This is a genomic window from Winslowiella toletana (assembly GCF_032164335.1).
GTDB classification, from domain to species: Bacteria; Pseudomonadota; Gammaproteobacteria; order Enterobacterales; family Enterobacteriaceae; genus Erwinia; species Erwinia toletana_A.
In genome coordinates, this window is sequence record NZ_CP134152.1 from 2754360 (window position 1) to 2778678 (window position 24319).

The window sequence follows — 24319 nt, forward strand, 5'->3', positions numbered from 1 at the left end:
TTGCAAAGTTGTTTGGGGGACCTATGGCCTATTTTATCGATCGGCGACTTAACGGCAAAAATAAGAGCGCGGTGAATCGTCAGCGCTTCTTACGTCGTTACAAGTCGCAAATCAAGCAGTCGATCTCCGAGGCCATCAATAAGCGTTCGGTTACCGACGTTGAAAGTGGTGAATCGGTTTCTATTCCGGTGGATGACATCAACGAACCGATTTTCCATCAGGGACGCGGCGGTCATCGCCATCGCGTTCATCCCGGTAACGACCATTTTGTGCAGAATGACCGCGTTGAGCGTCCACAAGGTGGCGGCGGAGGTTCCGGCAGCGGCCAGGGTAATGCCAGCCAGGACGGTGAAGGTCAGGATGAGTTTGTTTTTCAGATTTCGAAAGATGAATATCTTGACCTGTTATTTGAAGATCTTGCCCTGCCAAACCTGCGAAAAAATCAGCATCGTCAGCTGAATGAATACAAAACTCATCGTGCCGGTTACACCGCCAACGGCGTGCCGGCAAATATCAGCGTCGTACGCTCGTTGCAAAATTCGCTGGCGCGACGCACGGCTATGACCGCCGGAAAACGCCGGATGCTCGGTGAACTGGAAACAGCGCTGGCAGACGTTGAAAAAGCGGAACCTGTCCAGTTACTGGAAGAGGAACGGCTGCGTAAAGAGATTGCCGAGCTACGCGCGCGTATCGCCAGAGTGCCGTTTATTGACACCTTTGACCTGCGCTACAAAAACTTTGAGAAGCGTCCTGAGCCGTCCAGCCAGGCCGTAATGTTTTGTCTGATGGATGTTTCCGGTTCGATGGATCAGGCGACCAAAGATATGGCCAAGCGTTTTTATATTCTGCTCTATCTGTTCCTGAGCCGGACGTATAAGAATGTCGAAGTGGTCTATATCCGCCATCATACCCAGGCGAAAGAAGTCGACGAGCAGGAGTTCTTCTATTCGCAGGAGACCGGTGGCACCATCGTTTCCAGCGCGCTGAAACTGATGGATGAGGTGGTGAAAGAACGTTATGACCCAACGCAGTGGAATATCTACGCTGCGCAGGCGTCCGATGGCGATAACTGGGCAGATGATTCGCCGCTGTGCCATGAAATTCTGGCGAAGAATATTCTGCCGGTGGTGCGCTACTATACCTACATTGAAATCACCCGCCGGGCGCATCAGACGCTATGGCGGGAATACGAGCATTTGCAAGCCCAGTTCGGCAATTTTGCCATCCAGCATATCCGTGAGCCGGAAGATATTTATCCGGTATTTCGTGAGCTGTTTCACAAACAGGCTGAAGAGAGTTACTGACTGGCAGATTCAGATACCGGCATTCTCGCCGCCGGCGCCTGAGTCTGCATCCCCGCCGAAGGGAAGCCGAAAGCGGCTTCCCTGTTTTCCATCTATCCGGCAAACTCAGAAAGCGTATTTCAGGCCAACTGTCGTCATAAAATTATAGTTTTCTATACCGCTGGCATTCGTAATGCTTTCGCTGATCCCCTCTGCGGAATTGTTAATGCTTGTATTGCCTTTCTTATTTGTAATACGGTTCCAGACCCCTTCTACATAAATCTTTGCGTTGGGGGTCAGATAATATCCGGCGTTCGCAGCAACAGAATAATAATTCTGGTTATTAACCTGCGACTTAAAGGTAGTGCCGGTATTATAGTGCTCATCATTGTCAGATGAGCGCACCCATCCACTGTATTTAACAGCACCGCCGAATTCGTAACGCTCATAGCGATAGACACCGACAAGGCCAATATACGGCATTTTAAAGCGCTGCTTATAGCCGATTACCGTTGCACCGGCCGGGAAATCCCCAATATCCGGTAATCCCGTGTCTTCGTCTGTATAATTATAGGAACCGCCGGTAGAGTTAAAGCTGTAACGGCTCTCCTGATAACCCGCCATTACGCCAAGACGGTAAGTCGGTTCGTTTAACAACCATCCTTTAACGTTGAGATCGAACTGATTGGCATAGTTTAAGCGCGTATTCGGATGCTTACTTTGATCCGTCCAGCCGTCCTGATTTTCATCTACCCAGTCAGTGTCATCCATGTAACCGCCGCGGCTGGCAATAGTGGTCCAGCCTGAAGCGCCGACCGACACCCACGGCATTACATCCCAGTCCAGCGAGCCTTTAACAATTGCCGCATTATTGTATTTCCAGTTAAGCTGGCTTACCTTGCGACCCCCTTCATCGGGTTCATAAACACGTTCTTTAGTTTTACCACTCAGCGTGCCTAAAGCTATTTCCCCACTCACGTTGCCTGGCGTAAAAATATCCTTAGCACTGTCAGCTACCGCAGCAAAGGCCACCGGCGCGGAAAGCGTCACAACCAAAAGCTTGTATCGCATCATCCCACTCTCTTTATTAATAGATTGTTAATTATTCGCTACTTTATCTTCGAAACAAGATAACGCGTCAATAACTAATAAAAAGGCGTTTAGCTTTGGTTAATATAAATTCTGCACGATATAACCCGAAAGATATTGGGATTAAACAATAATTAATCGTGCTTTTTTGAGTTAGTATTCACACGGTAATATATTGCATATAATTATTAACGTCCTTTCTTTATATACTCATTAACCCTACTTCCCACAATTGTGAATGCCGGTTTGATTGCACATTGCTGCTACTCAGCACGCCATCGCGGCAAGTTTGCCAGAGATCCAGCGATCAATCCGTCAATTAAACCGTAAAATGAACGCACTGACGGTCATTTGCCCGATGCCAACATCGTCTATTTTATTCTTCAGAATTGCTTTTGACATTTACCACGGCCTTTTACACACTGTAAAAATACCCACTACTGCAGGAGACCCGCCCATTGGAAGCCAGCGCGATCTATAGTCTGTTTATCATCGGTTCCGTGCTGGTCGCATCAAGCATCCTGCTAAGTTCCTTTTCCTCGCGGCTCGGCATCCCGATTCTGGTGATCTTCCTCGCCCTCGGTATGCTGGCCGGCATTGACGGTATCGGCGGCATTGCTTTTGATAACTATCCTGCGGCTTACCTGATCTCTAACCTTGCGCTGGCGATAATCTTGCTGGACGGCGGCGTACGTACCCAGGCCAGCTCATTTAAAGTCGCTTTAGGACCGGCCCTGTCGCTGGCTACCGTTGGCGTGCTGATTACCGCGGGCTTAACCGGCATGGTAGCCGCCTGGCTGTTTAAGCTCGATCTGATGCAGGGCTTTCTGGTCGGAGCGATTATTGGCTCAACCGATGCGGCAGCGGTGTTTTCGCTGTTGGGCGGCAAGGGACTGAATGAGCGCGTCAGCGCGACGCTGGAGATTGAATCCGGCAGTAATGACCCGATGGCGGTATTTCTTACTATCACGCTGATCGAAATGATTCAGCAGGGGCAAAGCGGCCTGAGCTGGATGTTTGTGGTGCATCTGGTGCAGCAATTTGGCCTCGGTATTGTATTAGGACTGGGCGGTGGCTGGGCGGTTCAGCAATTGATCAATCGCATTTCCCTCGCTCACGGTCTCTACCCGCTGCTGGCGCTCAGTGGCGGCATCCTGGTCTTTGCCCTGACCACCGTACTGGAAGGCAGCGGTATCCTGGCGGTTTATCTGTGCGGTTTTGTCCTCGGCAACCGCCCTATCCGTAACCGCCACGGTATTCTGCAAACTTTCGACGGGATGGCCTGGCTCAGTCAGATCGGCATGTTCCTGGTGCTTGGACTGCTGGTGACGCCATCGGATCTGTGGCATATCGCCCTGCCGGCGATGATCCTGTCATTGTGGCTGATTCTGGTGGCGCGTCCGCTGTCGATTCTGATCGGCCTGATGCCGTTTCGCGGCTTTAATATTCGCGAACGCTTTTTTATCAGTTGGGTCGGCCTGCGCGGAGCGGTACCGATTATTCTGGCGGTATTTCCGATGATGGCCGGGCTGGAAAACGCCCGGTTGTTCTTTAATATTGCCTTCTTTGTCGTGCTGGTGTCACTGATGCTACAGGGCACCTCTCTCGGTTACGCCGCACGTAAAGCGCGGGTAGTGGTGCCGCCGACCGGCGCACCAATTAGCCGGGTCGGCCTCGATATTCATCCGGAAAATCCCTGGGAACAGTTTGTTTATCAGCTAAGCGCCGATAAGTGGTGTGTCGGCGCGGCGCTCCGCGATCTGCATATGCCGCGTGAAACACGAATTGCCGCCCTATTTCGTGACAATCTGCTGCTGCATCCAACGGGCAACACCCGGCTAAAAGTGGGCGATGTGCTCTGTGTGATTGGTCGTGAACGGGACCTGCCAGCACTTGGCAAACTGTTCAGCCAGTCGCCTCCGGTCTCTCTTGATCAGCGCTTCTTTGGTGATTTCATACTCGAAGCTGATGCCCGCTTACGCGATATCTCGCAGATATATGGTCTTGAGCTGGATGAAGATATTGACGATCAACAAACGCTGGGGCATTTAATTCTCGGCATGATTGGGGGTGCGCCAGTGGTCGGCGATCAGGTGGAATGGAAATCGCTGGTGTGGACGGTGGCAGAGAAGCTGGATAATCAGGTCGTTAAAATTGGCGTACGCGTCGCTGAAGATAAGGAATAATCTGAGCGCAGACACCTCGATTTCCTAAGCGGAGCGACTACGCTTACTGTTCACGTCTTTCCGGAGGGAGAATAATATGGGTCATGTACTCAAAATTGGTCGCTACGAGATTATTGATGCAGAAATGGATACTGAAAACCTCGATACCATCAGTATTCCCTGCAGCACTAATCCCGGTCTCAGTTACCAACTGGACGGTTGGGATACCGAAACCAGCGTTCCCGCGTGGATTGACGGCAATCCGGTCGATCTTGATCTCGCGCATTATGATAAGCAACTCAACCACTGGATTCTGAAAAAACCTGCCTGATCTTCTCGCTGCCGCCTGTTGTTTAATGCGGCAGCGATTTTTCTGAAACATTAAATTTTCTGTGATTATTTCAATAACCTGAATTATCGGAACATTCTTTAATCGGTATTTTCTAAGATAAGTTTTATTTATTTTCAGACTATTGCCCTATTAACTAATTCCAATTTGTACTGCATAATCGTTCGCGTTACCAGAAAGCTTAAAGCGTTAAATCACTCCTGGTTAAATTATGCTGGTGTAGCATTGCTCACCCTGAATACTAAAAGCAGATAGGTTATTAACAAATATCGTTCGTTGCCCGGACCTGGCGCGCGTTCAGGATAACCCACTACTTGTTATAAGAGAGCAACTATCTATGGAAGACATGAAAGCCATCTCCCGCACGCGGCGTCTATACGACCAGCAGGAGATGTTGATGAGTGGTCGCCACCTTTTTTCACGTCGCCCCTCACAGTTTATGAAACGCGCTTTCGATGTTGTTTTCGCCTCACTCCTGCTGCTGTTTCTTACGCCAGCGCTATTAATACTCTGGTGGATGGCATCGCGCGATGGCGGTAAAGCCATTTATGGCCACCAGCGCGTGGGACAGAATGGCAAAACCTTTACCTGCTACAAGTTCCGCACCATGGTGGTCAATGCCGATGAGCGCCTGACCCAATTACTTGCCACCAGTGAGCAAGCGCAGCTGGACTGGGAAGATGATTTTAAGCTGGAGCAGGATCCACGCGTCACCGCTGACGGCAAGTTCCTGCGCAGCACCAGCCTCGATAAACTGCCGCAGCTGTGGAATGTACTGCGCGGTGAGATGAGTCTGGTGGGTCCGCGTCCTCTGATGGCGGTAGAGCTGGAACGCTATAACACCCACGCCGGTTATTACCTGGCGGCGAAGCCGGGGATCACCGGATTGTGGCAGGCTGAAGGGCGTCAGGGTAAAGATTACAGCACCCGTGCCTATTACGATGCATTGTACGTCAACAGCTGGACGTTGTGGTCGGACAGCCGCATCCTGTTCAAAGCCGCGGGGCAGCTATTGAGTGGTAAATCACACTGATCAACCGCTGGCCCGGTGATAGTAATGCGCGTTATTGCAATACGCATTACTATCACTGCTTATTCCCCACCTTTCTGTAATTTTCCCTTTTCTTTTCGCTGCGTTAGCTCTACCCTGTGCGGCTTGTTTTTTATCGGATTGCGCGCCCTCTTATATGCAAAAATACACTCTGCTGCTGCTGAGTCTGGTTCTGCTGGCTCCTCTTGGCATCGATCTTTATCTGCCAACTCTGCCACAAATTGCCGAAGGTTTAGACACCCCGGTCAGTAATATTCAGACCACCATTCCACTGTTTTTGCTGGTGATGGGGCTGGGTCAGATTGTTGCCGGTCCCCTGGTTGATAACTTCGGGCGTAAGCCGATCGCGATTATTGGCCTGCTGCTGTATATCGCTGGCAGTATCCTCGGTGCAATGGCAATCAACTGGCCAATGTTCCTTAGCGCTCGTCTGATTCAGGGTATCGCGGTCTGCTGTACCGCAGTGGTAGCATTCAGCGGCGTGCGTGACCGTCTGGACGGCGAAGAGGCGGCGCGGGCTTATGGTTTTCTTAACGGCGCGCTGAATATTGTTCCGGCTCTGGCACCCATGCTCGGTGGCTTTCTGGCCGATGCCTTTGGCTGGCGTGCGCCCTTCTGGTTCCTTACCAGCTATGCGCTGTTTATTGGTGTGATTGTGGTGTTCTTCCTGCCAGAAACCCGCCCTGCTGATACCCAGCCGGTAAAAGGCCTGCCGCTGCGTCAATACTGGCAAATTCTGAAACAACCGCGTTTTTTGGCGTTTGCCTTCGCTAACGCTGGTGCACTGGGCATGGTACTGACCTATGTTTCACTGGCACCGCAGGTGCTGATGACCGAAGGTCATCTCAGCGCGCTGCAATTCTCCATCGCCTTTGGAACTAATGGCTTCTGGATTATGCTGGTCAGCGTTGTGGTGAATAAAATGATCCGTAAGGTTGGCCGTCCGGTATGTCTGGCGATCGGTAGCCTGGCAATGCTGCTCGGTGCGCTGATGATGTACGGCGGTGTGGTGTTATTACCCGACGCCTGGCAGACCAACTGGGCGATGTATATGCTACCGGTTGCGGTATCTGTCGCGGGCCTTGCCTTTACCGTTGGCCCGGCGACCAGCTATGCACTGGAACCCTATCAGCAACAGGCGGGGGTCGCTTCAGCACTGGCTGGCTTTATTCAGATGGCCGGCGGCTCATCAGCCGGCTTACTGATGATGTCGATACCACTGGGTGAGAAAAGCGCGCTGGCGCTGATGATGCTGACAGGTGCGATATTAAGTTTCATTGCATGGCGTTGCAGTAAAACAGTGCGCGGCCGAATCACCGCGCTCTGATCATTATCCCATCACTACCGGTACCCGTGGGGCGAGCGCGCACATCAGCTCATAGCCCACGGTGCCGGCAGCACTGGCGACCTCATCGATTTTCACCGCGTTGCCCCACAGTTCCACCTTGCTGCCAATTCCGGCCTGTTGACATGGCGTCAGATCGACCATAATCATATCCATCGACACTGCGCCCAGCGTCTGCGTCCGCACACCATCCACCACCACCGGTGTGCCGGTCGGAGCATGACGCGGATAGCCATCGGCATAACCGCAGGCAACCACCCCAATACGCTGCACATCGGATGCCCGATAGCGGCTGCCGTAACCGACGCCATCACCCGCCTGCAAATTCTGAATGCCGATAATTTCGCTGCTGAGGCTCATTGCCGGTTGCAAACCGCTGCCGGCAATATCCTGCCACTGGCCGCTCGGCGATGCGCCATACAGAATAATACCGGGGCGCACCCAGTCAAAATGACTTTCAGGATGCCACATCGTCGCCGCCGAGTTGGCCAGCGAGCGTCGGCAGTTCAGCCCTTCAGCCGCCCGCTCAACGCGCTGCATCGGCGCAATAATGCCGTCCGGCTTCTCTGCCTCAGCAAAATGCGCCATTAAGGTCATCTCCGCGACGTTGTCCAACGCGCGCAGCTTTTGCCAGACGTTATGCACCACTTCGGGCTGAAAGCCTAACCGGTTCATGCCACTGTTGATTTTGACATAAATATCCAGTGGCGCTGACAGCTGCGCTTCAGCAATGGCCTTAATCTGCCAGTTACTGTGGACACTGGTCGTCAGCCGGTAGCGATCGATAAGTTCCAGCTCATCGCGATGGAAAAATCCTTCCAGCAGCAGAATCGGTTTCTTCCAGCCGCGCTCACGCAGCAGGATCGCCTCTTCCAGATTAAGCAGCGCGAAACCATCAGTATCTGACAAACTTTGCCAGACGCGATCGATACCATGACCATAGGCATTGGCTTTAACCACTGACCACACGCGCGAGCCAGCTGCAGCCTGGCGAGCGATAGCCAGATTTTGTCGCAACGCGGCAGTATGAATGGTTGCGACAATCGGACGTGACATAACCTCTCCTTGTAACCCTTAACGCGAAACGTTAGCGCTTTGTAATGGTGTGCTGGCTGATGGGGTAAATCCCGGCAGATAGCGCATTACTGACAAATCGTCGGCAGCGATATCCGGGGTGTTACCGGAAATGATATCAGAAAGCAGCTGACCGGATCCGCACGCCATGGTCCATCCGAGCGTTCCGTGACCGGTATTCAGGAAAAGATTTTTTAGCGGCGTCCGCCCGACGATTGGCGTTCCGTCTGGGGTCATCGGGCGCAGCCCGCTCCAGAAGGTGGCCTGTTCAATATGGCCGCCCTGCGGATAAAGATCGCGGACGACCATTTCCAGCGTCTCACGGCGAGCCGGCAGCAACTGATTGTTGTAGCCGACAATTTCTGCCATGCCACCGACGCGTATCCGCTGATCAAAACGGGTGATTGCCACTTTGTAGCTCTCGTCCAGCACGGTTGAAACCGGTGCGCACGCTTCATCTTTGACGGGAATGGTCAGCGAATAGCCTTTTAACGGATACACCGGAATATCGAGAATATTATGCAGCAGCGCGGTGGAATAGGAGCCGAATGCCACCACATAAGCATCGGCCTTGATCACTTCATCACCGCATTTAACGCCATAAATTGCATGGCCATCACGCAGCAGGTGATCAACCGGCGTATCAAAACGGAAAGTGACGCCTGCGGCGGCAGCCATTTCTGCCAGCCGCCGGGTAAAGAGCTGGCAGTCGCCGGTTTCATCATTTGGCAAACGTAAACCACCGGTCAGTTTATGACTGGTCGCCGCCAGTGCCGGTTCTACCGTTGCCAGCTGGCTGGCTTCCAGCAGTTGATAAGGCACGCCAGCCTGCTGCAATACGGCAATATCTTTCTCTGCGCTCTGGTATTGCTGCTCGGTACGGAACAGCTGTAGCGTACCGCCCTGACGCCCTTCATAGGCGATTCCGGTCTGCTCGCGCAGCAGCTTCAGGCAGTCACGGCTGTACTCCGCAATCCGCACCATGCGGCTTTTGTTCTGCTGATAGTGACGCATATCGCAGTTACGCAACATTTGCCACATCCACTGCAGCTGGAAGCTGCTGCCGTCAAGACGGATTGCCAGCGGCGCATGGCGCTGAAACATCCACTTCACCGCTTTTAGCGGCACGCCCGGCGCTGCCCAGGGGGCAGCATAACCCGGAGAAATCTGGCCGGCGTTAGCGGCGCTGGTTTCCAGTGCCGGTCCGGGCTGGCGATCGATAACCGTCACCTGATGGCCCGCCTGCGCCAGATACCAGGCACTGGCTACTCCAACCACCCCACTTCCAAGAATGACAACTCGCATAACCACTCCACGGCAGTTAGTAAAAGAATAATATACTGTTTATACAGCCTGGCTTCAGATGATGATACTAACGAAAATCAGCAGCCAACGCGGTGAACTATTTCACATCTTTTTTACCTGAGTGGTAAGCAAAAAACACTAACGCAGCAAAATTCGGAATAAAATCTCAGTTTCTGCCCCTTTGCAGTAGCAAGTTATGCTGATATTGAGTTTTTCGACATCTGTCAGCAGAAAAAAAATCGATGATACAAAAATCTTATAAACAGAATATTATTCTAAAAATATTAACCATATTCGCATCTTTCAATATTTGAATGTTCTTTTCACTGACCGACTCTATTTTCTGCCAAATATTTCATTTGTTTTCCTGTTTCGGATGGGAGACAGTGAACTATCATTGAAGTATTCGCTCAGATTTTCGGGGTTTCTTTGTCGGAAGAAAAACAGAGAAAACTCAGGTCACTATGAATGGTTATTTTAGCCTCAGCAGCAGGTTGAGACTGGAAGCCAATTCTCATAAGAGGGGTGCGCTATGACGACTATTTTTGACGATGCTATCAGGCACAACAAAAGAATCAGTGACGGACCCGACTGGACCTTTGAACTGCTTGATGTCTACCTGGCAGAGATCGATCGGGTAGCAAAACTCTACCGGCTGGACACCTATCCGCACCAGATTGAAGTTATCACGTCCGAACAGATGATGGACGCTTACTCCAGTGTTGGCATGCCGATTAACTATGCACACTGGTCGTTCGGTAAAAAGTTTATTGAAACCGAGCAGCGCTACAAACATGGTCAGCAGGGTCTGGCGTATGAAATTGTGATCAACTCCAACCCCTGTATCGCCTATCTGATGGAAGAGAACACCATTACCATGCAGGCGCTGGTGATGGCGCATGCCTGTTATGGTCATAACTCTTTTTTCAAGAATAACTATCTGTTTCGCAGCTGGACCGATGCCAGCTCGATTGTCGATTATCTGCTGTTTGCCCGTACCTATATTGCCAAATGTGAAGAACGCTACGGCGTTGAAGAGGTCGAGCGGCTGCTCGACTCCTGTCACGCACTGATGAATTACGGTGTGGATCGCTATAAACGCCCACAAAAAATTTCGCTACAGGAAGAGAAAGCGCGTCAGAAAAGTCGTGAAGAGTATCTGCAGAGTCAGGTGAATACGCTGTGGCGTACGCTGCCGCGTCGTGAGAAAGAGGAAGTCCATACCGAGGCCGCGCGCTACCCTTCTGAGCCGCAGGAAAACCTGCTGTACTTTATGGAAAAGAATGCGCCCTTGCTGGAGTCATGGCAGCGTGAAGTGCTGCGTATCGTGCGCAAGGTCAGCCAGTACTTTTATCCGCAGAAGCAGACCCAGGTGATGAACGAGGGATGGGCCACGTTCTGGCACTACACCATACTGAATCATCTGTACGACGAAGGTAAAGTTTCCGAACGCTTTATGCTGGAATTTCTGCACAGCCATACTAACGTGGTTTATCAGCCGCCGTATAACAGCCAGTGGTACAGCGGAATCAATCCGTATGCGCTCGGCTTTGCTATGTTCCAGGATATTAAACGTATCTGTCAGTCACCCACGGAAGAAGATCGCTACTGGTTCCCGGATATCGCCGGAAAAGACTGGCTGGAAACGTTGCATTTTGCCATGCGTGAATTTAAGGACGAGAGCTTTATCAGCCAGTTTCTTTCACCGAAGGTGATGCGCGATTTTCGGCTGTTTACGGTGCTGGATGACGATCGCAATAACTATCTGGAGATTGCGGCAATTCATGACGAAGCCGGTTATCGCGCCATTCGCCAGCAGCTTTCCGCTCAATATAATCTGAGCAATCTGGAACCCAATATTCAGGTCTATAATGTCGACCTGCGCGGTGACCGCTCATTGACGTTACGCTATGTGCCGCAGGATCGCGCGCCGCTGGATAAAAGCCGCCGCGATGTGCTGAAGCATGTGCACCGGCTGTGGGGCTTCGACGTGCATCTTGAACAGCAGAATGAGGATGGCAGCACCGAGATCCTCGACCGCTGCCCGCCGCGACCTTCGTCGTTATAAAGGGTCGTTAATACCGGCTGCGACAACGCCGCCGGTATTAGCGCGGGAATATTATCGACGCTGATGCGCCAGATCGGCAGGCATGGCTTTCTGCATGCTGTGCCAGATATCACCACTTTGACGGCCATAGTCACGTACCGCATCAACAATCGCATCAAACTGCTGATTCTGACTAATAGTCATCAGTTGCTGGTAAAAGTTCTGCGCCAGCTTGCGTGCTTCAGGATTTGAGAAGTAATAACGCCCAACGCGGGTATACAGCCCTTTCAGCCCGTTAAGAATCAGACCATAAATCGGATTGCCGGAAGCGAATGCCAGCCCGCGGAATATATTGTAATCCAGCTCGGTATAAGCCTCGGCATGGTCTTCGACGTGATTAGCCGTTTCCAGCACTTCCTGCGCTTTTTCCGCATGATGACGAATCGCACGGCGAATAAAGATTGAGGAAATATTGGTGCGCACTGACAGAAGATTATCAATCAGCTGCGGGACGCTATCATGATCGAGACGTGCCAGCGTTTCGAGGATATTCAGCCCGGATGTTTCCCAGAAATTATTCACCCGCGTCGGTTTACCATGCTGAATGGTTAACCAGCCGTCTCGCGCAAGGCGCTGCAACACTTCGCGCAACGTGGTGCGAGTGACGCCAATTAATTCAGAAAGCTCGCGTTCTGCGGGTAAAATGGAACCAGGTGGAAAACGGCTATTCCAGATGCTCTCAATAATATACTCTTCAGCGAAACCCGCTGGGCTTTGCGCCTTAATGACCATAGCGTTTGTTCTCGTGGCTCTCATATACTGCAAAAAATTCAGCTCATCATACCAGAGCCCCCAGGCATGACATAGCCTGACAAGACGGTAAAAAGCGATCGCGGTGAGAAATTCGGAAAATTATCTGTAGCATAATCATATTGCCTGCGTGCAGGATGCGCTTTACCCTTCCTTACATTGCGACTGCATAATAAAAACGAGGATACGGTTAACGATGGATATCTCTGTCACGCGCGCGATGACTCGCAACTTTCTTGGGCAATCGCCAGAGTGGTACAAACTGACACTGCTGGCTTTTTTGATTATTAATCCACTGCTGTTCTTTTTTATTAGCCCCTTCCTGGCAGGCTGGCTGCTGGTGGCAGAGTTTATTTTCACCCTGGCGATGGCGCTTAAATGCTATCCGCTGTTGCCCGGCGGCCTGCTGGCGCTGGAAGCAATTGCTATTGGCATGGCCAGCCCCGAACAGGTAAAAGCCGAGCTGGCGGCGAATCTTGAAGTGCTGCTGCTGCTGATCTTTATGGTGGCGGGTATCTGGTTTATGAAGCAGCTGCTGCTGACGCTGTTTACCAAAATGTTGCTGAACATCCAGTCGAAAGTGCGCATCGGGCTGGCATTTTGCCTCGCCGCCGCTTTTCTCTCTGCGTTTCTTGATGCCCTGACGGTAGTGGCGGTGGTTATCAGCGTGGCGATGGGTTTTTACGGCATTTATCATCGTGTAGTGTCGAATGGCAGCGATCAGCTGAACCATGATGACAGCGATATTGAAGACGCCGATCAACGGCTGATGCTGGAAAAGTTTCGTGCTTTCCTGCGCAGCCTGATGATGCAGACTGGCGTCGGCACCGCACTGGGTGGAGTAATGACCATGGTCGGCGAGCCGCAAAATCTGATCATAGCCAAAGCTGCCGGCTGGAACTTCAGCGAATTCTTTTTGCGCATGGCGCCGGTCACCGTGCCAGTGCTGATATGCGGTATTATCACCAGCGTAGTGGTTGAACGTTTTAAAATCTTTGGCTATGGCGAACCGTTGCCGGGGAAAGTGCGTGAAATCCTGCAAGATTACGATCGCCAGTCGGCGGCAAAACGCACCCGTCAGGAAAGCGTACGCCTGTGGGTGCAGGCTGCTATTGGTATCTGGTTAATCATCGCACTGGCTTTCCATCTGGCAGAAGTCGGATTAATTGGCCTGTCGGTGATTATCCTCGCCAGCTCGCTGTGCGGCGTCACGGATGAACACGTGATTGGTAAAGCCTTTACTGAAGCACTGCCGTTTACCGCGCTGCTGGCGGTATTCTTCGCCATCGTCGCGGTGATTGTTGAACAGCAGCTCTTCAGCCCTCTCATCCATTTTGTACTGCAAGCTGAACCCGGTTCACAACTGACGTGGTTCTACGTTTTCAACGGCCTGCTCTCTTCCATCTCCGATAACGTCTTTGTTGGCTCGGTGTATATCAATGAAGCGAAAAATGCCTTAACCAGCGGAGCGATCGGGGTGCAGCAATTCGAGCTGTTAGCCGTCGCCACCAATACCGGTACTAACCTGCCGTCGGTCGCCACCCCTAATGGTCAGGCGGCGTTTCTTTTTCTGCTCACCTCAGCGCTGGCGCCTCTGATTCGCTTGTCTTATGGCCGTATGGTGTGGATGGCACTGCCGTTCACCGTGGTGCTGTCGGTGGTGGGACTGCTGTGTATTGAATTTACCCTGCAACCGATGACCGGCTGGTTATTGCAACACGGCTGGATCAATTCTGCCGGGTTGTGAAAGCATTAGTTAATAATTGTTTATTTTAAGTCAGTTATCCGATTAATTTTTCGCTGTCGAGGCTGGCAGCGCATCGCTTTTGGTTTACACTGCGCTATCAAGGTTTATTGCATGGAAAGACTATGTTGCGATTTTTAAATCAATGCTCCAGAGGACGTGGTGCCTGGTTACTATTGGCTTTTACCGCTTTCGCACTGGAAATGGTAGCGCTCTACTTCCAGTATGGCATGGGGCTGAAACCCTGTGTGATGTGTATTTATCAGCGTTTTGCTTTATTAGGGGTGATAGCCGCAGGGATCCTTGGCGCAATTGCCCCCAAGAGCCCGTTGCGCTTTGCCGGGATTGCCCTGTGGATCTACAGCGCATGGGAAGGTGTACGCCTCTCTTACGAGCACACTATGATTCAGCTACACCCGAGTCCCTTTGTCACCTGTGACTTTGCTGCACGTTTCCCAACCTGGCTGCCACTGGATAAATGGCTGCCCTCGGTGTTTGTTGCCAGCGGCGACTGCATGGAAAAGTCATGGTCTTTTCTGACTTTCAGCATGCCGCAATGGATGTTGGTATTGTTTGCCGCATATCTGGCGGTTGGCGTTCTGGTGCTGATTGCCCAGCCGTTTAAACCTAAGCGCCGCGACCTGTTCTCACGCTAAACAGACAGCAAAACGGGCCTGACGGCCCGTTAACTATTTTGCCCAGCTCGGGCGATTCATGATGTGATCTTCCCAGTCCACCACTTCACTTTCGCGCACCGCAATATGCCGCACTGAAATACGTTCAGCATGCATTGCCGCTTTAGATCCGCTGCGCAGTGGATGCCACACGGGTAATCCCTTTCCCTCGGCCAGCAAACGGTAAGCACAGCTTGGCGGTAACCAGGAGAAGGTCGGCAGATTGTCACGGGTCAGCTTGATGCAGTCCTCTTCAAATTCGAAGCGGCGCTCATAATTGCGACAGCGGCAGGTCTTAATATTGAGTTGATCGCAGGCGACATTGGTGAAATAAATTTCATCGGTATCTTCATCCTGCAACTTATTCAGACAACACTGGCCACAACCATCACATAAGGATTCCCATTCCTCATCGGTCATTTGCTCCAGCGACTTCTGTTGCCAGAAAGGGATTTGAGTCTCTGTCATCGTTGTGTCCTGATTAGTGAAAACCCGCACCTTATAAAGGGTTCAGGCGGCAGATGCAACTGTTACAGCACCCGCGTCGCAATACCGTGCCCACCAAGCGACAGCTCAAGCTTATCACCCGAAGCCATCGGGCCAACGCCTTCCGGGGTGCCGGTGATCACCACATCGCCGGCGCGCAGGGTAAAGTAGCGGCTCATATAGGCAATCAGCGGCAGAATTTTAGTGATCATATCAGAGGTGCTGCCGTGCTGCCGGACTTCTCCGTTCACCAGCAGTTTCAGCTCGGTATTCTGTGGATCAGCAGCAAACTCGCTGGCGGCGATAAAACCGGACAGCGGGCAGGAGTTATCAAAGCCTTTGGCTTTTTCCCACGGCTGACCGGCTTTTTTCAGCTCAGACTGTACATCTCGCAATGTCAGGTCGAGGGCGATACCGTAACCGGCAATCGCTTTTGCCACATGCTCTTCCGAGGCGTGTTTCAGCGTGGAGCCAATCAAAACCGCCAGCTCAATTTCGTGATGGACTGAACCAAACTCTTGCGGGATGGCAATAGGCTGGCGCAGATCGCATATTGCCGTTTCAGGTTTAATAAAAATTACCGGCTCGGTCGGCGTCGCGCTGCCCATCTCTTTAATGTGTTTGGCATAATTACTGCCGACACAAACCACTTTGCTGACCGGAAAATCTAACAGTGCGCCTTGCCAGTTACGATGCTGATACATGCTTTTCCCCTGCTTGTGAGTGATTGGCAACGCCAGCCTGACTGCCGGCGTTAGTCCTGTCATAGCTTACTCTGCGATCGCGTCAGCCATTTTACCGATGCTGATAGCGAAATAATAAGAGCGATTCCAGTGCATGATGGTGCGGAAATTGTCATAAACCATAAATGCCCGCCCTTCCATATCATCGGGAAGAATGATCCAGGCGCGCTGCGAGGTGTCCGGCAGCGATACGCTGTTCGTCATGCGTATCCCCAGCTTTTGCCACTCGCCGACGCTTTTCGCCTGCTGCTGTTTCAGGCCCGCCTGCTCTTGCACAAAATCAACCGGCAGCACCACTTCGCGCCCCCAACCTTCGCCAGCGCGCCAGCCCTCTTGCGCCAGATAATTAGCGGTTGAAGCAAACACATCGTCGGTATTGTTCCAGATGTCGATTTTGCCATCGCCGTCGCCGTCAGCGCCGTAACGCAGGAAAGAACTTGGCATAAACTGATTCTGCCCCATGGCTCCGGCCCAGGAACCTTTCATCTCACTGGCGGCGATATGCTGCTGCTGAATGATATTCAGCGCCGCAATCAGTTCTTTAGTGAAGAAAGCTTCACGCCGGCCTTCAAAAGCCAGCGTCGCCAGCGCGGAAATCACATCTTCCTTACCCTGGATTTTGCCAAAACTACTCTCCATCGCCCATAGCGCGACAATATATTGCGCCGGTACGCCATATTTCTTGCTGATTGGCGCTAAATCTTGCTGGTAGCGCTGAAAGTTTTCCTTCGCCTGCTTAATTTTCCAAGCCGGTAATGTCCGCGCAAGATAATCATCCAGCGTCACTTTCTTTTCTAATTGATTACGGTCTGACTGAATAACCCGATCAACAAAGTGCACGTCGGTAAAGGCGCTTTGCAGTGTACTGTCGCTGATGCCCTGCGCACGCGCCTTCGCCTTCAGCTGTTCCACATAAGCAGGAAACTCAGCGGGATTGCGCCCTTCGGTGGCCAGTGTGGTTTTGCCGTTTCCCGGATTCAGAAATCCACCGTTTTGCGCGGAGGCGGCAGCAGGAGCAGGCTGCGATGCAGCAGGAGTCGTTGCGGCGCTGTTATTACTGGCACATCCGCTGAGTAAAATCGACAGGGTTAGCGCACTCATGGCTGTCAGCTTCATGCGGGCATCCTTTATTTATCGGGTTTATCCGCCGCAATTTAAACCTCAATTTAAGGAATGCGACGGAGATATTTACAGATGATTCTTAATTCCGCTTAATTACTATTTTCCAGATGCATCTTAAGCAGACTTTCCAGTGGCGGGGGCAGCTGCAAATAATAGCCCTGCTCTTCCAGTGCCGCCTTCACTTTGGTCAGATCGGCATTAACCAGTTTTTTACTGCCGTCAAGCGGCAGCAGCATGGAAAGCTGTGGTTTACCAAAACCTTTCAACAGCTCTTCAGGAACGCGGGAGAAATCGTCTTTTTTTTCAACGTACAGATAAGTCTGGTCGCGCTGCGGGCTTCTGTAGATCACACAAAACATATTTTTTACTCGAATTAACCGGGATGGTCACTTGCCTGAATATAGCAGTAACTATAACATGCTTGCAGTACTTCGGAATAATGTGTCGACATGATTAGCCAATTGCAAAATTAAGCATAATTGAGTCGGGTACAGACATAACAGGACTGAGTCAGCACAGATGTCGCAAACGCCAATCGAGTTAAAAGGCAGTAGTTTTACGCTGTCTGTAGTTCACTTACACCACTCTCAACCCGAGGTGGTTCGCCAGGCGCTTCAGGACAAAATTGACCAGGCTCCCGCCTTCCTGAAAAACGCGCCAGTGGTTCTCAATGTCGCGACCCTGTCTGGTGATGTTAACTGGAAACAGATGCAGCAAGCGGTGATCTCAACCGGTTTACGAATCGTTGGTGTCAGTGGTTGCAAAGATGAAAACCTGAAACGAATGATTGCCCGTGCGGGTCTGCCGGTGCTGGCCGAAGGTAAAGAGCAGAAACGTCCGGCGGAGCCTGCTGCGGTAATTGAAGCCGCTACGCCCGCTGAAAGTACGGTGCTGAAAACGCGCGTGGTCAATACGCCGGTGCGCTCCGGCCAGCAGATTTATGCACGTAACGCTGACCTGATCGTCACCAACAGCGTCAGCGCCGGTGCCGAACTGGTTGCTGATGGCAATATTCATATCTACGGTATGATGCGTGGTCGTGCGCTTGCCGGAGCCAGTGGCGATCGTGATTGCCAGATTTTTTGTACTAACCTGTCAGCTGAATTGGTGTCGATTGCTGGTGAATACTGGATTATGGACCAGATTCCTGCTGAGTTTTTTGGAAAAGCTTCGCGCCTGAGCCTGAAAGATGGCGCGTTGACCATTCAGACATTGAATTAGTCGGGCCTGATTTACAGCGTCATTCGCACATAATGTTGGCGGGCTAATGCCTGCCGCTGCATGACCAGTAAAATAGCCTGTTGGAATAGCCACAGCCCCTTTTTTAAGGAATTAATCAATATGGCACGCATTATTGTAGTTACATCGGGTAAAGGGGGCGTTGGTAAGACCACGTCAAGCGCAGCCATCGCTACAGGCCTGGCGCAGAAAGGCAAAAAAACGGTGGTGATCGATTTCGATATCGGTCTGCGTAACCTTGACCTGATTATGGGTTGCGAGCGCCGTGTAGTATATGATTTCGTCAACGTCATTCAGGGTGATGCCACGCTGAACCAGGCGTTGATTAAAGATAAGCGCACCGAGAACCTGTTTATTCTTCCGGCTTCTCAGACCCGTGATAAAGACGCTCTGACGCGCGAAGGCGTGGAAAAAGTGCTGAACGATTTGGGCACGATGGAGTTTGATTTTGTGGTCTGTGACTCACCGGCAGGTATTGAAACCGGTGCGCTGATGGCACTGTACTTCGCTGATGAAGCGATCATTACCACAAACCCGGAAGTCTCTTCAGTACGTGACTCCGACCGTATTTTAGGCATTATCGCCTCAAAATCACGCCGCGCAGAAAATGGTCAGGATCCGATCAAAGAACATCTGCTGCTAACCCGCTACAACCCGGGCCGCGTAAACCGTGGCGACATGTTGAGCATGGAAGATGTGCTGGAGATTCTGCGCATTCCACTGGCTGGCGTAATTCCGGAAGATCAATCAGTACTGCGCGCGTCCAACCAGGGCGAGCCGGTAATTCTTGATAGCGAGTCCGATGCTGGCAAAGCCTATGCCGATACCGTTGATCGTTTACTCGGCGAAGAACGCCCCTTCCGCTTCATTGAAGAAGAGAAGAAGGGTTTCCTGAAACGCCTGTTCGGGGGATAAACCATGGCCTTACTCGATTTCTTTTTATCCCGTAAAAAGAGCACAGCTAATATAGCCAAGGAACGGCTGCAAATCATCGTGGCAGAACGTAGAAGGGGCGATAGTGAGCCCCACTATCTTCCGCAGTTGAAGCGCGACATACTGGAAGTGATCTGCAAGTATGTAAAAATAGATCCAGAGATGGTAACCGTACAGCTGGATCAAAAAGGAGATGACATTTCGATTCTGGAGCTGAACGTTACGCTGCCAGAAGTGGAAGAAACCACGAAATGATTCTTCATTACCGTTAAGTTTCCCCTGCGCTGTTGCAGGGGAAATGTTTTCAGCGTGGCGGTTTAGTACTGCGCCAACAGTTGGTTTATCTCTTTTTCCATCAGTTCACCACGCCAGCCGGCTAACAGCTCCGGTAAACGCTCACGTGGTTTGATACGCCAGTGCCAGCTTAACAGCTGATTGATCTGACGACGTGACGCCAGCAGCTCCTGACTCAATCCTGAGCGCTCACTCGCTTCCTGTACCAGTGCTTTCAACGCCTTAAACGCCCTTTTATAGTCCGGGTGCTCAATAATATTGCTCAGCGGCTCTGGCAGCTGATCTTCCGGTAGCGCGTTGGCCTGCTCAACAAAACCCACCAGCGTTTTACCGTGGAAACGGATTTCATGACCATTGAGGCCGAGATGATCCAGCTCGCCCAGCGAACCCGGCATATAGCGCGCCACTTTCCACAAGTTCTCTTCACGCACCACAAAGTTGACCGCCATATCCTTCTCACGCGCCAAATCGAGACGCCAGGCCGCCATCAGCCGCAGCGCCGCCAGCTGACGTGGGCGCAACTGCCAGGCATTGCTGATTTCGCGCCACGCGTCTTCCGGCAGCAGAATATCGCTACGACGCTGACACAGCAGCTGACATTCACTCAGCGCAGCAGCCATCTGACCTGCTGCTTCGGTCTCAGCCACCAACTTATGGGCAATCGGCAGCAGATAGAACACATCGGCAGCGGCATATTCACACTGGCGCTCAGTCAGCGGACGAGCAATCCAGTCGGTTCGCGACTCGCTTTTGTCCAGCGCAATGCCGGTAAAAGACTCCACAATGGTGGCAAAACCGCAGGATAGCGGGCGGCCGCTAAACGCCGCGAGGATTTGCGTATCAATCATCGGCTGCGGCATCACGCCGAATTCGTTGAGAAACACTTCCAGATCTTCGCTACCAGCGTGCAGAAACTTGATCACCTTAACGTCACTCAGCAACGCTTCAAACGGCGACCAGTCACTGATGGCCAGCGGATCGATAAGCGACAGCCGCTCACCATCGTACAGCTGGATCAAGCCTAAACGGGGATAGTAAGTGCGGGTACGGACAAATTCGGTATCCAGCGCCAGCGCCGGGAACTGGCGCGCAGCCTGACAAACCTCGGCCAGCGCATCATCAGTCGTAATTAGTGAATAATTCAAAGTGGTTATCTCTCGCCGCCTGCAAACTGAAAACAGGCAGTACTCAGGTGTTGATATCAATAAAAACGCCGGGATTTCCGGCGTTTTTTAAACTGTTAGCAGCAATACTCCAGGCTACTGACTCTCTTTCGCTACTTTTATCGCTTCGTCACGCAGCTCACGACGCAAAATTTTACCGACATTGCTTTTCGGTAGCTCGTCACGAAATTCGACAATTTTCGGCACTTTATATCCGGTTAAGTAGCGACGACAATGCTCAATCAGCTCATCTTTGCTCAGTGAATCATCCTTTTTCACTACGCAGATTTTTACCGCTTCGCCGGACAGATCGCTTGGCACACCGATGGCGGCGGCTTCGCGCACTTTCGGATGTTGCATCAGCACATCTTCGATCTCATTCGGATAGACGTTAAAGCCAGAAACCAGAATCATATCCTTTTTGCGATCGACAATCCGCAGGAAGCCTTCATGGTCAACGGTAACAATATCGCCGCTGCGAAGCCATCCATTTTTTAACACTTCATCAGTGGCTTTGGGATGCTGCCAGTAACCGAGCATTACCTGTGGCCCTTTGATGCAAAGCTCACCGGGCTCGCCCTCTGGCACTTCGTTACCCTCATCATCCACCAGTCTGATATCGGTAGAGGGCACCGGTAAACCGATGCTGCCATTATGGCAGGTAATGTCGTAGGGGTTAACCGACACCAGCGGTGAGCACTCTGTCAGTCCGTAACCTTCCAGCAGATAGTGCCCGGTGAGTTTTTCCCAGCGCTCAGCCACCGCCTTCTGCACCGACATACCGCCACCGGCCGATAAACGCAGTGAGGAGAAGTCCAGTTTCTGGAAGTCTTTGTCATTCAGCAGCGCATTAAACAGAGTGTTGACGCCGGTAATGGCGGTGAAGGGATACTTACCCAGCTCTTTAACCAGACCGGGAATATCGCGCGGGTTGGTAATTAACAGGTTACACCCGCCCAGTTCGATAAACAGCAGACAGTTAACCGTCAGCGCGAATATATGATACAGCGGCAGCGCGGTGACCACGCTTTCATTACCGTCCTGCAATAACGAACCATACGTGGCCTTGGTCTGCTCAAGGTTGGCCTGCATATTGCGGTGGGTCAGCATCGCGCCTTTCGCCACGCCGGTGGTGCCACCGGTATATTGCAGGAAGGCCAGATCGTCATTAATGATGTCCGGTTTAACATATTGTAACCGGTAGCCCTGATGCATGGCGCTGCGAAAAGAGACGGCGTTCGGCAGGTTATATTTTGGCACCAGCCGCTTAATGTACTTAACGACAAAGTTAACCAGAGTGGCTTTGGCCGGAGAAAGCTGATCGCCCAGTCGGGTGAGGATAACGTGTTTAACCTGAGTTTTCTCCACCACCTTTTCCAGCGTATGGGCAAAGTTGGAAACCAGCACAATGGCGCTGGCACCACTGTCATTCAACTGATGCTCAAGCTCGCGCGGGGTATACAGCGGATTGACGTTGACCACAATCATTCCGGCGCGCAGCACGCCAAACAGCGCTATCGGGTACTGCAACAGGTTTGGCATCATCAGTGCCACCCGGTCGCCCTTTTTCAACCCCAGCCCTTGCTGCAAATAAGCCGCAAACGCCCGACTGCGCTCTTCCAGCTTACGGAAGGTCATCGCCTGCCCCATATTGATAAATGCGGGCTGATCGGCATAGCGTTTTGCCGCCTGCTCAAACAGGTCAATTAACGACGAATAGCGCTCAGAATTTATTTCAGCCGGAACGTCGGCCGGATAACGGTTAAGCCAAACCTTTTTCAAGGATTCACCTCGGAAATTATAATTTGTTGTCATCGCAGCCTCTGCCAGCACGCCTTGTTAACAATATTTTAACTCAGCGTACCAGTTTGCAGATCTCTCTGTGACGAGGTTGCGAAGCACATCACTAAATTTCTCAATCCCTGAGAAATTAAATAAAAAAGCCCGGGCGCTGGATACCGCGACCGGGCCGCAAAATGTTTTAACACGATGTTACTGCGAGGATTACTCTGTCAAAATTGTTTGTACCTGCGCCGGTGCGGGATTGTAAAAACCGCCCCACGGGCCTGGGCCCCAGTAGCCGCCATGTCGGCCGCGCGGTGGACCGTACCAGATCCACGGGTCTATCGGCTGTGGCGGAACAATAACCTGTTGTGTCATATGCCAGCGCTGATAACCACTCACATTCACTACCACAAAGTTATAGGAAGCCTTACCGATTTCCCCTTTTTCAGTGCCGGTAATCTGCCCGACGACCGTCACCATTTGATTATTCACATCGACCGGATCGATAAAACCATTCACATCGGCAAATATTCGCCCGACAGAAGCCGAGCCGAGAATAGGCCGCGCGCCGTCATCCAGTCGCTGAGTGGCAATCTCTAAACGCGTGCGACCGGTGAGATTAGTGACGTTCACCACTTTACCGCCGAAGCGCGCTTCCTGACCGACAAAGAGCTGTGGCGCGTTCATCACGCGCAGTAAATCTTGCTGTGGAACGGCCGAGTTTCCTTTTACCGAATCGGGTATGGAAACGCAGCCAGAAAGTAAAACAGTTGCCAGCAATAAAGCACTGACCGGGCCAAAAAAGCGTTTACGCATCATGATCTCTCCCTGTACTGTTTTTTAGACTCTCAGCCGGCAAAAAAGTTGCCGGTTACTGACGTCCAGGCAATTTTTTCCAGGTCACTTCGTTGCGCAGATAAGTTGGCTCGGCATGCTCTGCGGCAACGGTGTTGCCTGCGGCCAGCGCCAGCACCGCCAGTGGCAGCATATCTTGCGCGGCGGGCAGTTCAACGGCGGTAGCGGTTAAGCGTAAAGGACTTTGCGCCGCTAACTCCGGCCAGGCTTGCCAACCGGTGCCAACCGTGGCCCATTCGCCATCCAGCTGTGCCATACGCGCCATGGCTGCGTCCGGCTTCAGCACCGCTTCAGTGCTTTCACCCAGCCAGTTACCCTGCTCATCGCGCTGGTACTCTGCCCAGTAGACTTCGCCCATCCGCGCGTCTATCGCTGCCAGCACCCGGGTAGCACCGGTCTGACGCCATGCGCCCTGCGCCATGGTCGCCAGCGTCGACACGCCAATCAGCGGAAGATCGGCGCCCAGCCCCAGCCCCTGCGCGATACCAATGCCAATGCGCACGCCGGTAAAACTGCCCGGTCCACGGCCAAAAGCCAGCGCATCCAGCTGGCTTAAGCTTAACTGATTATTTTCCAGCACCTGCTGCACCATCGGCAGAATGCGTTGCGTATGCTCACGCGGACAGAGTTCAAACAGGGCATCAATGTTTTCATCATTTAACAGCGCCACTGAACAGGCTTCAGTGGCGGTATCAATGGCTAAAATTCGCGTGGACATAGCAACCTCAGGCGGGATAAAAATTTTCGGCGGCATCTTAGCACA

The 24319-nt window shown here is 52.0% G+C and carries 23 protein-coding genes; 11 read left to right on the forward strand and 12 right to left on the reverse strand.

Translation table 11 applies throughout. From position 1 onward, the window contains the following. Window positions 1-23 precede the first annotated feature (23 nt). A complete protein-coding gene (locus RIN69_RS12800) occupies window positions 24-1304 on the forward strand; it encodes a YeaH/YhbH family protein (protein ID WP_313852231.1) in 1281 nt (426 codons plus the stop codon). Window positions 1305-1409: 105 nt separating this feature from the next. Here the strand turns inward: RIN69_RS12800 and RIN69_RS12805 are convergent, their stop codons facing one another. After that, window positions 1410-2354, reverse strand: coding sequence for an omptin family outer membrane protease (locus RIN69_RS12805; RefSeq protein WP_313857736.1), 945 nt, complete (start codon window positions 2352-2354; stop codon window positions 1410-1412). A 476-nt stretch (window positions 2355-2830) separates the two neighbouring features. Between RIN69_RS12805 and RIN69_RS12810 the strand changes: the two genes are divergently transcribed. The 4 genes from RIN69_RS12810 (at window position 2831) to RIN69_RS12825 (ending at window position 7264) form a co-directional block, all read left to right on the forward strand. Then, the gene (locus RIN69_RS12810; RefSeq protein ID WP_313852232.1) at window positions 2831-4558 is read left to right on the forward strand and encodes a potassium/proton antiporter; all 1728 of its coding nucleotides are present in this window, start codon (window positions 2831-2833) and stop codon (window positions 4556-4558) included. A 76-nt stretch (window positions 4559-4634) separates the two neighbouring features. Then, entirely contained in the window at window positions 4635-4868 is a 234-nt protein-coding gene (locus RIN69_RS12815) for a DUF1480 family protein (protein ID WP_313852233.1), read from the forward strand. Window positions 4869-5223: 355 nt separating this feature from the next. Continuing rightward, window positions 5224-5919 (forward strand): sugar transferase, encoded by a 696-nt coding sequence (locus RIN69_RS12820; protein ID WP_390902369.1) that lies wholly within the window; start codon window positions 5224-5226, stop codon window positions 5917-5919. 154 nt (window positions 5920-6073) lie between these two features. Continuing rightward, window positions 6074-7264, forward strand: coding sequence for a multidrug effflux MFS transporter (locus RIN69_RS12825; protein ID WP_313852234.1), 1191 nt, complete (start codon window positions 6074-6076; stop codon window positions 7262-7264). A 3-nt stretch (window positions 7265-7267) separates the two neighbouring features. On the opposite strand, the gene dadX is transcribed toward RIN69_RS12825, so the two are convergent. Beyond that, a complete protein-coding gene (dadX, locus tag RIN69_RS12830) occupies window positions 7268-8338 on the reverse strand; it encodes a catabolic alanine racemase DadX (protein WP_313852235.1) in 1071 nt (356 codons plus the stop codon). Window positions 8339-8356: 18 nt separating this feature from the next. Further along, window positions 8357-9661 (reverse strand): D-amino acid dehydrogenase, encoded by a 1305-nt coding sequence (locus RIN69_RS12835; protein WP_313852236.1) that lies wholly within the window; start codon window positions 9659-9661, stop codon window positions 8357-8359. 532 nt (window positions 9662-10193) lie between these two features. On the opposite strand from RIN69_RS12835, the gene RIN69_RS12840 reads away from it, so the two are divergent. Next, complete coding sequence (locus tag RIN69_RS12840) at window positions 10194-11729, forward strand: SpoVR family protein (protein WP_313852238.1); 1536 nt, start codon at window positions 10194-10196, stop codon at window positions 11727-11729. A gap of 51 nt (window positions 11730-11780) precedes the next feature. On the opposite strand, the gene fadR is transcribed toward RIN69_RS12840, so the two are convergent. Next, a complete protein-coding gene (gene fadR, locus RIN69_RS12845; protein WP_313852239.1) occupies window positions 11781-12500 on the reverse strand; it encodes a fatty acid metabolism transcriptional regulator FadR in 720 nt (239 codons plus the stop codon). 214 nt (window positions 12501-12714) lie between these two features. Here fadR and nhaB point away from each other — a divergent pair, with 214 nt between their 5' ends. Both nhaB and dsbB read left to right on the forward strand, forming a co-directional pair. After that, a complete protein-coding gene (gene nhaB, locus RIN69_RS12850) occupies window positions 12715-14265 on the forward strand; it encodes a Na(+)/H(+) antiporter NhaB (protein WP_313852240.1) in 1551 nt (516 codons plus the stop codon). A 122-nt stretch (window positions 14266-14387) separates the two neighbouring features. Then, window positions 14388-14918, forward strand: a complete 531-nt coding sequence (dsbB, locus tag RIN69_RS12855; RefSeq protein ID WP_313852241.1) for a disulfide bond formation protein DsbB — start codon at window positions 14388-14390, stop codon at window positions 14916-14918. Between the two features lie 33 nt (window positions 14919-14951). Here dsbB and RIN69_RS12860 read toward each other — a convergent pair whose 3' ends face one another. The 4 genes from RIN69_RS12860 to RIN69_RS12875 all read right to left on the reverse strand — a co-directional run bounded on the left by RIN69_RS12860 (window position 14952) and on the right by RIN69_RS12875 (window position 17646). After that, window positions 14952-15404: a YcgN family cysteine cluster protein gene (locus RIN69_RS12860; RefSeq protein WP_313852243.1), complete on the reverse strand. Its 453-nt coding sequence runs from the start codon at window positions 15402-15404 to the stop codon at window positions 14952-14954. 62 nt (window positions 15405-15466) lie between these two features. Then, a complete protein-coding gene (locus RIN69_RS12865) occupies window positions 15467-16126 on the reverse strand; it encodes a fumarylacetoacetate hydrolase family protein (RefSeq protein WP_313857737.1) in 660 nt (219 codons plus the stop codon). 66 nt (window positions 16127-16192) lie between these two features. Next, on the reverse strand, window positions 16193-17281 hold the full coding sequence (locus RIN69_RS12870) for a lytic murein transglycosylase (RefSeq protein ID WP_313852244.1): 1089 nt from the start codon (window positions 17279-17281) through the stop codon (window positions 16193-16195). A 95-nt stretch (window positions 17282-17376) separates the two neighbouring features. After that, entirely contained in the window at window positions 17377-17646 is a 270-nt protein-coding gene (locus RIN69_RS12875) for a YcgL domain-containing protein (protein ID WP_313852245.1), read from the reverse strand. Between the two features lie 160 nt (window positions 17647-17806). On the opposite strand from RIN69_RS12875, the gene minC reads away from it, so the two are divergent. From minC to minE, 3 genes are all read left to right on the forward strand, one after another. Continuing rightward, window positions 17807-18508 (forward strand): septum site-determining protein MinC, encoded by a 702-nt coding sequence (gene minC / locus RIN69_RS12880; RefSeq protein WP_313852246.1) that lies wholly within the window; start codon window positions 17807-17809, stop codon window positions 18506-18508. Between the two features lie 120 nt (window positions 18509-18628). Next, window positions 18629-19441 (forward strand): septum site-determining protein MinD, encoded by an 813-nt coding sequence (gene minD / locus RIN69_RS12885; protein ID WP_052900116.1) that lies wholly within the window; start codon window positions 18629-18631, stop codon window positions 19439-19441. Between the two features lie 3 nt (window positions 19442-19444). Then, complete coding sequence (minE, locus tag RIN69_RS12890; protein ID WP_052900115.1) at window positions 19445-19714, forward strand: cell division topological specificity factor MinE; 270 nt, start codon at window positions 19445-19447, stop codon at window positions 19712-19714. Window positions 19715-19776: 62 nt separating this feature from the next. On the opposite strand, the gene rnd is transcribed toward minE, so the two are convergent. The 4 genes from rnd to tsaB all read right to left on the reverse strand — a co-directional run bounded on the left by rnd (window position 19777) and on the right by tsaB (window position 24274). Beyond that, entirely contained in the window at window positions 19777-20898 is a 1122-nt protein-coding gene (gene rnd, locus RIN69_RS12895) for a ribonuclease D (RefSeq protein ID WP_313852248.1), read from the reverse strand. 114 nt (window positions 20899-21012) lie between these two features. Beyond that, entirely contained in the window at window positions 21013-22698 is a 1686-nt protein-coding gene (fadD, locus tag RIN69_RS12900; RefSeq protein WP_313852249.1) for a long-chain-fatty-acid--CoA ligase FadD, read from the reverse strand. Window positions 22699-22920: 222 nt separating this feature from the next. Then, window positions 22921-23517, reverse strand: coding sequence for a Slp family lipoprotein (locus RIN69_RS12905; protein ID WP_313857738.1), 597 nt, complete (start codon window positions 23515-23517; stop codon window positions 22921-22923). Between the two features lie 55 nt (window positions 23518-23572). Beyond that, window positions 23573-24274: a tRNA (adenosine(37)-N6)-threonylcarbamoyltransferase complex dimerization subunit type 1 TsaB gene (gene tsaB / locus RIN69_RS12910; RefSeq protein WP_313852250.1), complete on the reverse strand. Its 702-nt coding sequence runs from the start codon at window positions 24272-24274 to the stop codon at window positions 23573-23575. Window positions 24275-24319: the final 45 nt, after the last annotated feature.